The organism is Thalassotalea sp. PLHSN55 (assembly GCF_052030545.1).
In the GTDB taxonomy this organism is placed as follows: Bacteria; Pseudomonadota; Gammaproteobacteria; order Enterobacterales; family Alteromonadaceae; genus CANMXU01.
The window spans coordinates 1-12,831 of sequence record NZ_JBPDIH010000012.1 but is presented as its reverse complement, the minus strand read 5'-3'; the positions used below and the strand labels follow the sequence as shown (position 1 = coordinate 12,831).

The following is a 12,831-nucleotide window of genomic DNA, read 5'->3' as shown; positions in this document are numbered from 1 at the left end:
TAACCATTTGCATTTTTAATGCAATGATAATTCAGTCAATTACTCTTCAACCGATGCTTTATTAGTCAATTTACTTTTATTGGCAAACTGCTTTATAAAATGCACGCCGTCAATCATCAATGGAAAGTCACTATCGACGGTGATCGGCGCTTCTAATTGCTGAGAGTAGCTTTTAAAATTACCATTTTGGTCAATAAATACCGACTTATCTTTGCTATAAACCATAATACCTTCGTTCATGGTATTGGCGATAACACGCTCAGTTGATAATTTTGTTAAGTCTGTGCCATTGGCAAGCGCTTCACTTTCAATATCACAATGCAGCCATTGCTTTAATAACGTCGGTGCAATATCCATATGGCTTGTTAACAAATTCTTTTGTTGCGACTTAGCATTAGGAAGCAATAACAATGAAGGCTTACTGTTAAAGCTACTTTCTTGATTGGCATTACCTAAGGAGCTTACCCAGATAATATCGGCTGTTGATTTTTGCTTTTGCGCCAATAATAGAGCGTCCATAAATAATTCAAACTGGTAATCGTTATCATCGTTAAAATAAATAACGTGCAAGCCGGTATTAACATTATTCAGCTTTTCAGCAAATACCAAAGACGATATATCGGTTAACTTAGTCACACTGCCAAAGAGGTTTTCATACCATGGAATATTATCAAGGTGATTGTCTTTACCAATGATGGTTAGATTTTTCTCAAAATCATTATTCTCGAGTACCTGAAATAATAATGGTGGTGTTTGCTGCGTTAATACATCATTTTGATAAATGGTTGGCAGGGCATAAAACAGGTTAAACCAAGCTTTATTATCGAGCGCATTATCAACATGGTTATCTAAAGTAATAGCGCCGCTAAACGAGCGCTGTGAAATCTGACTAATTTGTTTATTAGAAAGTGCTTTGTTGGTTAATACCATAAACACAGACTGCTTGTTTTCAGGGTTTACACATTGCTCGCCAATTTGAGGGTAGGCAGGAATGTTATCGCTAAATGAAAGCGGCGCCGTTTTACGCTTTATATAATCGTCTTGATTAAACATGCCGTACTTAGTTAACAAGGTTTTAGCGGTAGCTGGGTAGGTTAACGGTAAAAAGCTGTCTTGGCGCAAAATATCGTATTCTAAATTCGCATCCGCCCAAATATGCACGATATGACTAAAGCTAAAGGTCGCAACTAAGGCAACAACAACTTTTTTAGCAAACGTTGTACGTTGCAATTGTCTTAAATGTTTCCATGCATAGTTACTTACCACTAATTGTAGCGACATTAATACTAAACACAGCATTAAGCTAATAGACCAAAACAAGCGACTGTTTTGCTTAATTAATCCTGCGATTAAGTCGATTATCTGACTGCTCGACGAGGTATTTAAATGATAGCCAAGTTGGCTATAAACAAAACCGTCAAGCACGATGAGCAATAATATAAAGGTAAAAATAAATGATGCAGTTAGGCGAATAAACCGCGTTTTAGGCAGTATTAAAATCAGTGGAAATAGAATTAATACAAAACACATAAAGATCAAAAATGAAATGTGGCTAAACCAGTTAGCAACAAAATACACTTGACCTAATAGCGTCTCTGGAAATGTTTCACTAAAAAGATAAAATGAAGACATGCCCAAGGCGGCAATAATATTAAAAAAGGTAAACCAATGCCCCCAACTTATTAGCGGCATGAGTCTTTTACTGTAAGATTTTGGTGAAAATGAAACCATAGTGAAAAATTTTCTCTTAATTATTAGATTTTTCTACAGATTGTTTCAAGGCTGTCGTAAAATTATCAACAATGGCCTGGCGTTGGTGTTCAGGTACTTGATTATTAATGACATCGGTAATGGTATTACCTAGGCACATTAACGCAAGATCAGCGGTAACTTTTTCATTAATGAGTACATCAAGTAACTCTTGGATAATTTTTTCTACACGTTCGTTGGAATACTTCGATACAATAGGCATCTTAAATAACTTAATTGGTTGAGATTGGCGCAAGTTTATCAAAAGCCAGAACAATATAATACTGACTGTTAACTTATGAGTTTAATAATTTCTAATATAGCACTACATTTTTTGTCGAAAAAAGAAGAAACCGGTGAAGTGGTTCTTCGTGTTGGCCCTGAGTCAATAGACGTTGAAGGCAAAATTCAAAACTTCGTTGATGCACTGCATGCTATATATAATGCCAAAGGCAATAAAGCATATGGTACTTTTTCAACCATGCCCGCTGAAGGCGAACAAGCACGCTTTATTGATATAATGGAAAGCTATTTGTCTGATGTGCAAAGCTTTTATTTATTTAGTACACAAGCGGCAAATCTGTTAAAAAATGAATTAGATAAATACGACTTAGCAGAAACCGGTTATTTAATTGTGTGCCACTATGAATACATGGGCGGCCGTTATTTGCTTGCTGCGATTATTCCGGTGTCTGAGCATTACTCGGTTGACGGTGAATTAAATATTTCTGCTGATCAACATCTTGATACCAGTAAATTACAACTTGCTGCACGAATTGATTTATTTGATTACCGTGAAAACCCACAAGGTAATCGTTATATCTCCTTTATTAAAGGACGCGCAGGCCGTAAAGTGTCAGATTTTTTCTTAGACTTTCTTGGCTGTGAAGAAGGCATTAACGCCAAAGAGCAAACTCAAACCTTAGTTCAAGCGGTAGAAGATTACGTTGCTGTTAATCAACTTGATGCAAGCGAAAAACAAAATGCGCGTAAAGAGCTATTAAGTTACTGTAAAGAGCAAAAAGAAAGCTCGCAAGATGTGTCTATTCAAGAGCTGGGTAAAGTTATTGCCCAAGAAGGCGCTGAGCAAGACTTTTATGAATTTTGCCAAGAGCAATCTTATCCATTAGAAGAATCGTTTCCGCATGACCAAGCAGTAGTTAACAAAGTCACTAAATACTCTGGTTATGGCAATGGCATTAGCATTAGTTTTGAACGCTCTCACTTTGGTGAAGATGTTGTTTATAACCAAGCAAACGACAGTTTAACCATTTATAAAGTGCCACCTAATTTAAAAGACCAATTACTGGCGTTATTAGAAAACGCGCAAGAAAGTGCCCCTATGGCAGCTCCAGACAGTGAGTAAAAACATTATTTTAATGCGTAATTAGTTACGCGTTACCATTATTTAGCTTATATTTACCAGTAATAACAAAGCACTAGCTTGTTATGCTGTTTTAGGAACAAAAATGACAACATTAACCATTACCCGCCCAGACGACTGGCACATTCACCTTCGCGATGGCGAAGTTTTACCTAATACCGTAGCTGATATCAGCCGTTATTTCTCTCGTGTTATTGTTATGCCTAATTTAGTGCCGCCAGTAACTAATGCAAAATTAGCCACCGAATACCACGAGCGCATTATGGCGACTAATCCGCCAGCACATTTTAAACCGTTAATGGTGTTATATTTAACCGACCAAACCACGGCGCAAGATATTATTGAAGCTAAAGAAAGCGGCTTAGTTTACGCGGCAAAATTATACCCGGCTGGTGCAACAACCAACTCTTCTTCTGGTGTTACTAATGTTGATAATATTGCTGACGTATTAGCCGCAATGCAAAAGGTAGAAATGCCATTGCTTATTCATGGCGAAGTTACCACAGCAGAAATTGATATTTTTGACCGTGAAGCTTTATTTATTGAAACGATTTTAACGCCACTCGTTGCCAAATACCCAGATCTTAAAATTGTATTAGAGCACATCACGACCAAGCAAGCGGTAGAATTTGTAGAGCAGGCTGGTGATAACGTTGCCGCAACTATTACTGTTCACCATTTAATGTATAACCGTAACCACATGTTAGTTGGCGGTATTCGTCCGCATTATTTCTGTTTACCTATTTTAAAGCGCAACATTCACCAGCATGCACTTATTGGCGCAGCCACAAGCGGCAATAAAAAGTTTTTCTTAGGCACTGATTCTGCGCCGCACGCTCAGCATGCAAAAGAAAATGCTTGTGGTTGCGCCGGTGTATATTCAGCCAATGCCGCGATAGAACTTTATGCTGAAGTATTTGAGCAAGAAAACGCTTTAGATAAACTTGAAGGTTTTGCTAGCTTACACGGCCCAGCGTTTTATAACTTGCCAGTAAATACTGATACCATTACCTTAAGTAAAAACAGCTGGAAAATGCCTGAAAGTTTAGACTTTGGTTCATCACAAGTGGTACCAATTTGCGCTGGTGAAGACATTGTTTGGCAAGTAGTAGAGTAATCAATAGCATGCAATTATTTGTAAATGATCTGACCGTAATCGACTTTTCTTACCTGTGTAAAAGCCGCGGTGTTGTTGGCGAAAGCTGGATAGTTGACGTATTACTTGACGGTGCGCTTAATGAGCAGAGCATGGTGCTGGATTTTGGCATTGTCAAAAAACAAATCAAAGCCATTATTGACGATGCGGTTGATCATAAACTGTTGCTGCCGATGCAAGAGCCGTGCTTAAGCGTTTATGATTCAGCGCGTGACGATCATGAATTTGTTGATTTTGACTCAGACCAAGGCGGTTTTTATTTGCAGTCGCCTAAACAAGCTTTTGCGAAAATTAATAGCCTAACGGTTAATATTGACGCGGTAAAAGCGCATTTGACTGATATTATTCTTGAGCAATTACCTGATAATGTTAAAGGCTTAACCTTAACGCTGCGCCCAGAAGTGATTAACAGTGATTATTACCATTACACTCATGGTTTAAAATTACATGATGGAAATTGTCAGCGTATTGCTCATGGTCATCGCTCAAAAATTCAAATCTTTAAAAACGATGTTCGTAGTCAAACGTTGGAAGAATTATGGTGTCAGCGCTGGCAAGACATTTACATTGCCTCAGAAGCTGATCGCATTGATAAAGCCGAAATTGAACTTTCAGCAAACGCAAAAGCGAAATTGAAACCCGATCACCATTTCTTTTCTTACTTCGCGCCGCAAGGTCGTTTTGATATTGCCGTACCTGAAAAGAAACTTGATGTTGTTGATTGTGATTCAACCGTTGAACTTTTAGCTGACTTTATTTTACGCCAGCTTAGCCAGAGTGAATTAAATAAAGGTGAGTCAGGTAAAAGTACTACAGGTAAAGATGATCGGTCAGTAAAATTAAAAGTCATTGCCTATGAAGGTGTCGCTAAAGGCGCCATTGTTAGCCAAGAGTAATTTTATGAAAAACAAAACGCTATTAACGACTTTAACCTTAGCTAGTGTATTTTGTACCAATGCGTTTGCCCAAATTCAACTGTCGGGCGAATTAACGCAAGGCGGTTTAATGATAGGTAAAACACAAGCTGACAGCGTGGTAAAACTCAACGACAAAGTACTGCCAGTCACTAAACAAGGCAATTTTGTTTTTGGTTTTGGTCGCGACGATGCTAATACCTATACCTTAAGTGTAGTGCAGCCTAACGGTGAAAAAGAGATAAAAACCTTAACGCCGAAAAAGCGCAAGTACAATGAACAGCGTATTGAAGGCATCAAAAAAAGCATCATGAAACCCAATCCAAAAGCGGTTGAACGTGCAGCTAAAGATAGTAAGCAAGTTAAAGCTGCGCGCACTATTTTTAGTGATACCACCGCATTTGCTAACGGGTTTATTGCCCCAATTGAAGGCACAATTACCGGTGTTTACGGTAGTCGCCGAATTTATAATGGCGTGCCAAAATACCCACATTACGGCTTAGATTATGCCGGTAAAACCGGCGATCCAGTTAAAGCACCTGCCGATGGTAAAGTGCTTTTATGGGTGCCCGACATGTTTTATTCTGGTGGTACTATGATCATCGATCATGGTCATGGTGTTAGCTCTACCTTTTTACATTTAAGCAAATCGTATGTAAAAGCAGGTGATACGGTGAAACAAGGTGATGTCGTTGCTGGAGTTGGCGCAAGTGGCCGCGCTACCGGTCCGCATTTAGATTGGCGCATTAATTGGTTTGATGTGAAAATCGACCCAGCGTTAGTGCTAAAAATATCTCAGTAACTGTCTAGGGGCTGTATGCAAATAGGGCGCTTAGCTAGCATTTGCATACAGCCAAGCCATTTTTATTTTGTTTGTTTCGCCTGCGCGATAAAATCGTTTAAATAATCAATATGCTGTTCATCTTTGCGTATACCAACATAGATTTGTTTACCGATCCCTTGCTTGCCCAAACGAAGGCTTTTAATAGGCATTGATTTTGCGTATTCGTCAACTAACCAACCCGGAAGTGCACAAACACCGCGACCTGCAGCCACCATTTGTAACATGATTTCGGTGGTTTCAATCAGTTTGTGCTTTTTCACCGAGCACTTTGCTGGATTAAGAAATTGACTAAAAATATCAAGCCTTAATGGCTCAACAGGGTAACTAAAAAGCACTTCGTCGCTCAATTGCTCAGGGCTTACAAAGTCTTGCTGTGCTAATGTGTGCGATGTAGCTACAACTAATCGGTGCTCGTAGTTAAAAACCGGAATGTACTCAATTTTGGGTTTAAAAAGCGGATCTGGGGTGATCAGTACATCGATTTCGTAGCTAAGTAATGCACCTAACGCGCCAAACTGAAATTCTTGTTTTACATCCATGTCAATGTTTGGCCATTGCTGTAAATAAGGTTGAATGACTCTAAGTAACCATTGATAACATGGGTGGCATTCCATACCAATGCGCAACGCGCCCATTTCGCCTTTGGCAATTTGATTTAATAAAAGTTCAGTATGCGCAAATTGTGGTAATACTCGATTAGCAAAGGCTTGAATGCGCTCGCCAGCTGGCGTTAGTCGAAGGTTTCGACCATCTTTTTTCCATATATTGGTGCCTAACTGGCCTTCGAGCTTTTTAATGCTGTGACTAAGCGCCGATTGAGATAAATGCAAAGAATCAGCCGCTTTGGTTAAGGTTCCATAGGTTTTTATTGCGGTCAGTATTTCTAAGTGGATCCTCTCCAGCATGGTTCCCTCCAGTAGTTCAGTTTTAAATTGAATATAAATTTATAATGATGAATATTTTTCATTGATACTCTAAATTCTACCACTTTTATTCATCATAAAGCGGCTTTCTCTTATATTTATTCTGTTTAAATAGGCGACATTTGTATTGAATATCATAGGGTTTAAATGTGCTACTAGATCAAAACTTACAATAGAGTTGATGTTTGTAATAACAGTTCATTTCTAACAATGTTAGCTCCAGCACTTAAAGCTTTAAGCTTGCCTGTAGCAACCTCGCGCGATAACGGCGCCATGCCGCAATTTGTGCAAGGGAAGAGCTTGTCAGCATCAACATACTTAAGGGCACTTCGTAAGGTATTAGCTACTTCCTCTGGCGTTTCAATGGCATTGCTTGCAACATCAATCGCGCCTACCATAATTTTTTTACCGCGAACAAGTTCAAGTAATTCAATGGGCACATGCGAGTTGTGACATTCAAGCGAAATAATATCAATGCTTGATTTTTTCAATTTTGGAAAAATTTTTTGGTATTGTCGCCATTCACTGCCTAAGGTTTTTTTCCAGTCGGTATTGGCTTTAATGCCATAACCATAACAAATGTGTACCGCAGTTTCACATGCAAGTCCTTCAATGGCGCGTTCTAAACAGGCAATTCCCCAGTCATTAACCTCATCAAAAAACACATTAAAAGCCGGCTCGTCAAACTGAATAATATCAACACCTGCAGCGGCTAATTCTTTCGCTTCTTGATTGAGTATTTTGGCAAATTGCCAAGCAAGTTGTTCCCGGTTTTTATAATGATCATCAAACAAGGTATCTACCATGGTCATTGGGCCGGGAAGTGCCCATTTTATCGGCTGCTTGGTTTGACTGCGTAAAAATTTTGCATCCTCTACAAACACTGGGTTTGGGCGAGATACTTCACCTACCACCGTTGGTACGCTTGCTTGATAACGATCGCGAATTTTCACTGTTTTTTTGTTTTGAAAGTCAACGCCGCTTAAGTGCTCAATAAAAGTGGTGACAAAATGCTGCCTTGTTTGTTCGCCATCACTGACAATATCAATACCTGCTTGCTGTTGTTGATGTAAAGCGATAGATAACGCGTCTTGCTTACCGTCAACCAGTTCTTGATCTTCAAGCTTCCAAGGTGACCATAACGCTTCAGGTTCGGCAAGCCACGACGGCTTAGGTAAACTGCCTGCTGTTGAAGTAGGCAGTAATTTTTTCTCTATCAGTGGGTTTTGATTAAATGTTGTCATTGTTTATGCTCTATACCTACAAATAAATTAAAGTGCGTAAGCTGCAGACCACTGCTTAAGCACATGCTGATAAGGTTTGATAAAATGCTCTTCTGCAAATTTTCCTTGGTCAACCGCCAGTTTGCTTCGCTCTTCTCGGTCATAAACGATTTGTGTTAACGAGTGGTCAACATTTTTTAAGTTTGGCTGGTAGCATTTACCTGCTACGGCGTTGGCATTATAAATTTCAGGTCGATAGATCTTCTGAAAGGTCTCCATCGTGCTGATGGTGCTAATTAGCTCAACATTGCTGTAGTCATTGAGTAAGTCACCAAAAAAGTAAAAAGCTAACGGCGCCACGCTATGTGAAGGCATGAAGTAGCGTACTTGTAAGCCCATCTTTTTAAAATATTGCTCAGTTAATGACGATTCATTCGGCTGATATTCAAAACCTAAAACAGGGTGCTGATTTTCAGTTCTAAAGTAGGTTTTATTGTCAGAAACACTTAAACAAATCACCGGTGGCTTTTTAAAGTTTTGTTTGTAGGTGTCTGAATTTACGAACGATTGAAATAACTTGCCGTGCAAGTCACCAAAATCTTCTGGAATACTAAAGTGCGCTTTATCTTTATTATGATTTAACAATAAAACACTAAAGTCGTAATCTCGCACATAAGATGAAAAATTATTGCCAACAATACCTTCAATCCGCGTATTGGTGAGTTGATCAACAATATTGGTTTTTAATATTTCAATCGATGGGAAGGCTTGACCACTGCCTTGCACGTCGATATCAACAGAAATAATGTCTAGCTCAACATAATAACGATCGCCTTTAGGGTTATCCCAATGCGCTAAGGCATTAAAACTATTGTTAATCATGGTTAGGGCATTACGTAGATTTTTTTTCCGGCTTTCACCGCGCGCCAAATTAGCAAAATTTGTGGTAACACGAGTACTGTTTGATGGTTGATAATTTTCATCGAAACCAATGTTGTTAATCGTAAAGCTAAAGTCGTTATTCATGTTGATCTACTATCCTATTTTTTCCATTAAAAGCTGATTGTTTATCGCGCTTTATTGCCTTGTTAAAGCGGTGTTCACTCAAGTAAAAAGCACGGTGTAATTTATACGCGCAATTTATAATGAAAAAAATTGATTATATTTCATCAAATGATGAGTATTGCTCATGGGTTGGTTTCGGATTGATCTTTTCAGCTAGATTTGACTAAACCGTTTTAACTTAGCTTAAGAAATTTAGTGATTAGAAATTAGAGCTGAAGACAGGAATTATTATAATGCTGTGTTTATTCTTGGCTCATAATTCTGAGTGCTGAGTGCTGAGTGCTGAGTGCTAAGGTGATGAATATAGACAGGTTTTAACCAAGGCTATTGCAAATGGTCAACGGCTTAATGAGTTGTTGACAAAATTAAGCCGTTAGTTTTATGTCAGCTATCTTTACTTAACGGCAGCTATCGGGAAAATAAGGGCTTTAGTGATTTTGCCATGTTGATGTTTAACCAAAGGCGGCGCAGTGTTTTGTTGGCTAGTTTTGCTTAAATTGATAATTAAACCGGCAAACTTTTTTGCTTTTAACTGCTTTTGATTACCGCCTGTTTTTGTTTTACCCGCTGTACTATTGTTGTTGCTGTTCTCTAGCTGACTTTGCGGAAAACTTTTCTCTCGAGTTGCAGCGACAATGCAAATGCTATTTTCAACAGCACGCGATATTAACGCCTGCTCAACTTCATAAGCTTCTTGAATATCAAAGGGAACCAGTAATGCATGAACATTGTTTTGCGCAGCGATTTCAACAATTTCAGTGATGTTGGCATCGTCAGCCGTTAACATTGCAACCTTGATATTACCTTGCTCTAACGGTAATTCAATAATGTTTAAATCATCACCGAGTGATGTCCATTGGTATCGGTGGCAAAAATGTAATTGTGTTTGTTTGGCTAATACACCTTGTTGACCAATAAGCACAGCCTGATGTTTATCATCAAGAATTAAACTGGTGCAAACGTATTGAAAAGGTCTTAATACTGCGCTGACTTTACTAATTAACTGCTTGCTTAAATTGGCTATTAGCGCGCGTTGCTCAGCATTTTGAGTCAGGCTTTTATCGGCAACAAAAAATAATTCCGGCAATTGAATAATATCACTGAGATTATTTTCAATGTAATGACAAACATCTTCTATGGCCGCTTCATTTGACTTATATGTTGCAAATATTGCCACATTAGCTGTTTCTGGCACCTCAGTTTTATTCAAGTTCTCAGATCGTGCAATCTTTTGTTTAGCTAGGGGATTGTCTGATAACACTTGATAAAGCTTCGGGCGGCGTTGTTCATTTATATTGGTGCCGTCAGGTCGTACTGGGTTAGCCGATGATAGGCTTTGCTGTGCATTTAACGAACTGGTTTGTTGACTATCTGCTGCGCGCATTATCGATGTTTTCCGTTTAACTTGGGCTGAAATTTTAAAACCTAATTACTATCAATGATTAAGTTGTTCAAGCAAAGCATGAATTTCAGCTTTTAATTCTTTATCTACAATTTTATTAGCACTGATTTTGGCTTGTTCCAAATATTCGATAGCCCCCGCATTATCACCTAGTTCAACTTTTAACGAGGCAATTGAATAAGCAATGGATGAGAGAAAGTCTTTATCGTTTATCGCTTGTGCTTTTTTAAGTGCTTGCTGGTAAATGGTAATGGCAGTGTTTAGGTCTTCGGTAAAATCAGCCAATGTTTCCCATTGTACCGGGTGGTCTTTATCTGAGTTTTCATGTTCTTCACACAGTTGCTTTAACTCGGCATAAAAACCGTCGAAGCGTTGTTGATTCTCTTGTTGAGCGGCTGCAAGTAGGCTGTCGGTCAGAGAAAGCACGCGTTTGTATAATTTGGTATTCATAGGTAGACCTTAAGATAATTTAAGTCATGATTATAGTGCTTTTACCTTCAGTAAACAGTAAGTTTCGCTATTCATATCGTTTTAAGATAGCTATTTTATCATCAAGGTTTGTAGGACCTTACTGAGCGAGTTATTACTGAAAGCTTGCATGAAAATCAATTAAAACAATTAACAAAGCTTTTGATTTTACTGGTAATTTTATGGAATTTGTTTTTTAGTTGTTGCGATTAAGTAGAGTGTTATTTACGGAAAACGCAGAAAAGCAGGGCGCTTAACTGCCATTTTCCTAAACCGATAAGCTAAGGCTAATCAACTTTTCTTCGTTTACCGCTTTCAGCACGTTTTTTGTTCTCACTTTGAACATATACCGTATCAGTTGTAGCCATGCTGGCATGACCCAGATCTTCTGAAATATCTTTAAGTGGCCGGCCACGTTCAATTTCCATACTTGCGCCGGTATGTCTTAACCAGTGAGCAGACGCTTCTTTAAGCTTTAATGCCTTGTTTTTTCCTTCATGACGAAGCATATTTTCGTAAGCTTTATCAAATACCGCTTGCACAATACGGCGTAAATGCCGTGATGTCATGCCACCTTGACCGCGTATTTTCTCAACCAGTACCGAATTTTCATTACTTGCTGGTAAACCTAATAATTCTCGTGAGGCGCGATAACGTTCTAAAAACGGTAAGAAATCGAGCGGAACGGTAATATCACGCAGCTTACGGCTTTTACCAAATATCTTTAACCACCAGTTTTCGTCGTCATCTTGCCAAAAATGTCCCATGGTTGGTGACCAAGTTGGCCGTTCAGACAATTCAGAAATCCTTAAAAATAAGGTTTTTAGTGCAGCAATTACAAATAAGTTACGCTCAAATTGAGGATCTTCATCAGCCATTTCAACCGCAGTGTCTAATACATATTGCCATTGGCTAGCGGTTAAACGCTTAATTTCTTTTACTTGTGAGTCAATAATGAAGTGACGACAATCTTTTTTAGCAATTTGCGCTGGGTTGCCAATGCAAAAATCTTCAGCCATACAGTAATTATAAAAGACGATTATTGCGGTAAACATGGAAGAAAGTGTTTGCTGTGATGGACGATACTTTTTCTTATCAATCACAAACTGAGCTTTTAAACTTTTAGGCGCTTGAATTTTAAATGGGAACCAAAATTCATTTGCCGTTGAATAGCCATTGGCAATTTTAAAACGTTCTTGGTTTGATGTGCCGATCCAAGTAACCGGTGGTTGCCAACAAAAATCGGCAAATTCGAGTAAGTCAGATTTACGTAGTTGATCAATCGGTTTTTGTTTTTCGATAAACGACCAAAGTAAAAACCGTTCAACGTCATTTCTAAATCTGTCATAAGTATGTGCTGATTTATTTCTGCCGATATAAGTTAAGAATGCTTTTCCCCAATTAAATTGCTCAAGCCACCAAGACTCATTGTCAGCAAAGATTTTTTCTAGCTCAGGATAATCTTCAAGTTCGAAGTCGCATAAATCTAAATAAGGTGGAAACAGCGGTACAGGCTTATTTAATAAGGTCTTGGTTGATGCCATTGATTTAAATACCTAATTTTAATTCTAAGGAGTAATTACACGTAGAAGCTAGTTTAAATCATCATATACACTATGTCCAATACTAAAGAGTATCGGACATAGCAAAGGTATGAATTAGTCAGGGTGCTTACCCTGTGTTTTTTGATTATACCTACGAGC

Annotated in this window: 12 protein-coding genes; 4 read left to right on the top strand and 8 right to left on the bottom strand. The window is 38.5% G+C overall.

Features of this window, described 5'->3' with window-relative positions:
* Positions 1-39: 39 nt before the first annotated feature.
* Both ACRRSQ_RS18380 and ACRRSQ_RS18375 read right to left on the bottom strand, forming a co-directional pair.
* Positions 40-1,731, bottom strand: coding sequence for a DUF3413 domain-containing protein (locus tag ACRRSQ_RS18380; RefSeq protein ID WP_440877248.1), 1,692 nt, complete (start codon positions 1,729-1,731; stop codon positions 40-42).
* A 16-nt stretch (positions 1,732-1,747) separates the two neighbouring features.
* Positions 1,748-1,972, bottom strand: a complete 225-nt coding sequence (locus ACRRSQ_RS18375; protein ID WP_440877247.1) for a DUF1414 domain-containing protein — start codon at positions 1,970-1,972, stop codon at positions 1,748-1,750.
* 75 nt (positions 1,973-2,047) lie between these two features.
* On the opposite strand from ACRRSQ_RS18375, the gene yejK reads away from it, so the two are divergent.
* From yejK to ACRRSQ_RS18355, 4 genes are all read left to right on the top strand, one after another.
* Positions 2,048-3,115 carry a nucleoid-associated protein YejK gene (gene yejK / locus ACRRSQ_RS18370; protein WP_440877246.1) on the top strand — a complete coding sequence of 356 codons (1,068 nt, stop codon included), beginning with the start codon at positions 2,048-2,050 and terminating at the stop codon, positions 3,113-3,115.
* 103 nt (positions 3,116-3,218) lie between these two features.
* A complete protein-coding gene (gene pyrC, locus ACRRSQ_RS18365) occupies positions 3,219-4,250 on the top strand; it encodes a dihydroorotase (RefSeq protein WP_440877245.1) in 1,032 nt (343 codons plus the stop codon).
* Between the two features lie 8 nt (positions 4,251-4,258).
* Positions 4,259-5,185: a 6-carboxytetrahydropterin synthase gene (locus ACRRSQ_RS18360; protein WP_440877244.1), complete on the top strand. Its 927-nt coding sequence runs from the start codon at positions 4,259-4,261 to the stop codon at positions 5,183-5,185.
* 4 nt (positions 5,186-5,189) lie between these two features.
* Complete coding sequence (locus ACRRSQ_RS18355) at positions 5,190-6,005, top strand: M23 family metallopeptidase (protein ID WP_440877243.1); 816 nt, start codon at positions 5,190-5,192, stop codon at positions 6,003-6,005.
* A gap of 62 nt (positions 6,006-6,067) precedes the next feature.
* On the opposite strand, the gene ACRRSQ_RS18350 is transcribed toward ACRRSQ_RS18355, so the two are convergent.
* From ACRRSQ_RS18350 to ACRRSQ_RS18325, 6 genes are all read right to left on the bottom strand, one after another.
* Entirely contained in the window at positions 6,068-6,952 is an 885-nt protein-coding gene (locus tag ACRRSQ_RS18350; RefSeq protein ID WP_440877242.1) for a LysR family transcriptional regulator, read from the bottom strand.
* A 185-nt stretch (positions 6,953-7,137) separates the two neighbouring features.
* Positions 7,138-8,214 (bottom strand): methionine synthase, encoded by a 1,077-nt coding sequence (locus ACRRSQ_RS18345; protein ID WP_440877241.1) that lies wholly within the window; start codon positions 8,212-8,214, stop codon positions 7,138-7,140.
* A gap of 27 nt (positions 8,215-8,241) precedes the next feature.
* A complete protein-coding gene (locus tag ACRRSQ_RS18340; RefSeq protein WP_440877240.1) occupies positions 8,242-9,219 on the bottom strand; it encodes a DUF1852 domain-containing protein in 978 nt (325 codons plus the stop codon).
* A 433-nt stretch (positions 9,220-9,652) separates the two neighbouring features.
* On the bottom strand, positions 9,653-10,642 hold the full coding sequence (locus tag ACRRSQ_RS18335; protein ID WP_440877239.1) for a hypothetical protein: 990 nt from the start codon (positions 10,640-10,642) through the stop codon (positions 9,653-9,655).
* A 51-nt stretch (positions 10,643-10,693) separates the two neighbouring features.
* Entirely contained in the window at positions 10,694-11,110 is a 417-nt protein-coding gene (locus tag ACRRSQ_RS18330; protein WP_440877238.1) for a tetratricopeptide repeat protein, read from the bottom strand.
* 305 nt (positions 11,111-11,415) lie between these two features.
* Entirely contained in the window at positions 11,416-12,672 is a 1,257-nt protein-coding gene (locus ACRRSQ_RS18325; protein WP_440877237.1) for a tyrosine-type recombinase/integrase, read from the bottom strand.
* Positions 12,673-12,831 lie beyond the last annotated feature (159 nt).

What these genes read in the sequence shown, in the direction of transcription:
- ACRRSQ_RS18380 (WP_440877248.1), bottom strand. Translation starts at nt 1,731, where the DNA reads ATGGTTTCATTTTCACCAAAATCTTACAGTAAAAGACTCATGCCGCTA.
- ACRRSQ_RS18350 (WP_440877242.1), bottom strand. Translation starts at nt 6,952, where the DNA reads ATGCTGGAGAGGATCCACTTAGAAATACTGACCGCAATAAAAACCTAT.
- pyrC (WP_440877245.1), top strand. Translation starts at nt 3,219, where the DNA reads ATGACAACATTAACCATTACCCGCCCAGACGACTGGCACATTCACCTT.
- ACRRSQ_RS18360 (WP_440877244.1), top strand. Translation starts at nt 4,259, where the DNA reads ATGCAATTATTTGTAAATGATCTGACCGTAATCGACTTTTCTTACCTG.
- ACRRSQ_RS18355 (WP_440877243.1), top strand. Translation starts at nt 5,190, where the DNA reads ATGAAAAACAAAACGCTATTAACGACTTTAACCTTAGCTAGTGTATTT.
- ACRRSQ_RS18335 (WP_440877239.1), bottom strand. Translation starts at nt 10,642, where the DNA reads ATGCGCGCAGCAGATAGTCAACAAACCAGTTCGTTAAATGCACAGCAA.
- ACRRSQ_RS18330 (WP_440877238.1), bottom strand. Translation starts at nt 11,110, where the DNA reads ATGAATACCAAATTATACAAACGCGTGCTTTCTCTGACCGACAGCCTA.
- ACRRSQ_RS18345 (WP_440877241.1), bottom strand. Translation starts at nt 8,214, where the DNA reads ATGACAACATTTAATCAAAACCCACTGATAGAGAAAAAATTACTGCCT.
- yejK (WP_440877246.1), top strand. Translation starts at nt 2,048, where the DNA reads ATGAGTTTAATAATTTCTAATATAGCACTACATTTTTTGTCGAAAAAA.
- ACRRSQ_RS18375 (WP_440877247.1), bottom strand. Translation starts at nt 1,972, where the DNA reads ATGCCTATTGTATCGAAGTATTCCAACGAACGTGTAGAAAAAATTATC.
- ACRRSQ_RS18325 (WP_440877237.1), bottom strand. Translation starts at nt 12,672, where the DNA reads ATGGCATCAACCAAGACCTTATTAAATAAGCCTGTACCGCTGTTTCCA.
- ACRRSQ_RS18340 (WP_440877240.1), bottom strand. Translation starts at nt 9,219, where the DNA reads ATGAATAACGACTTTAGCTTTACGATTAACAACATTGGTTTCGATGAA.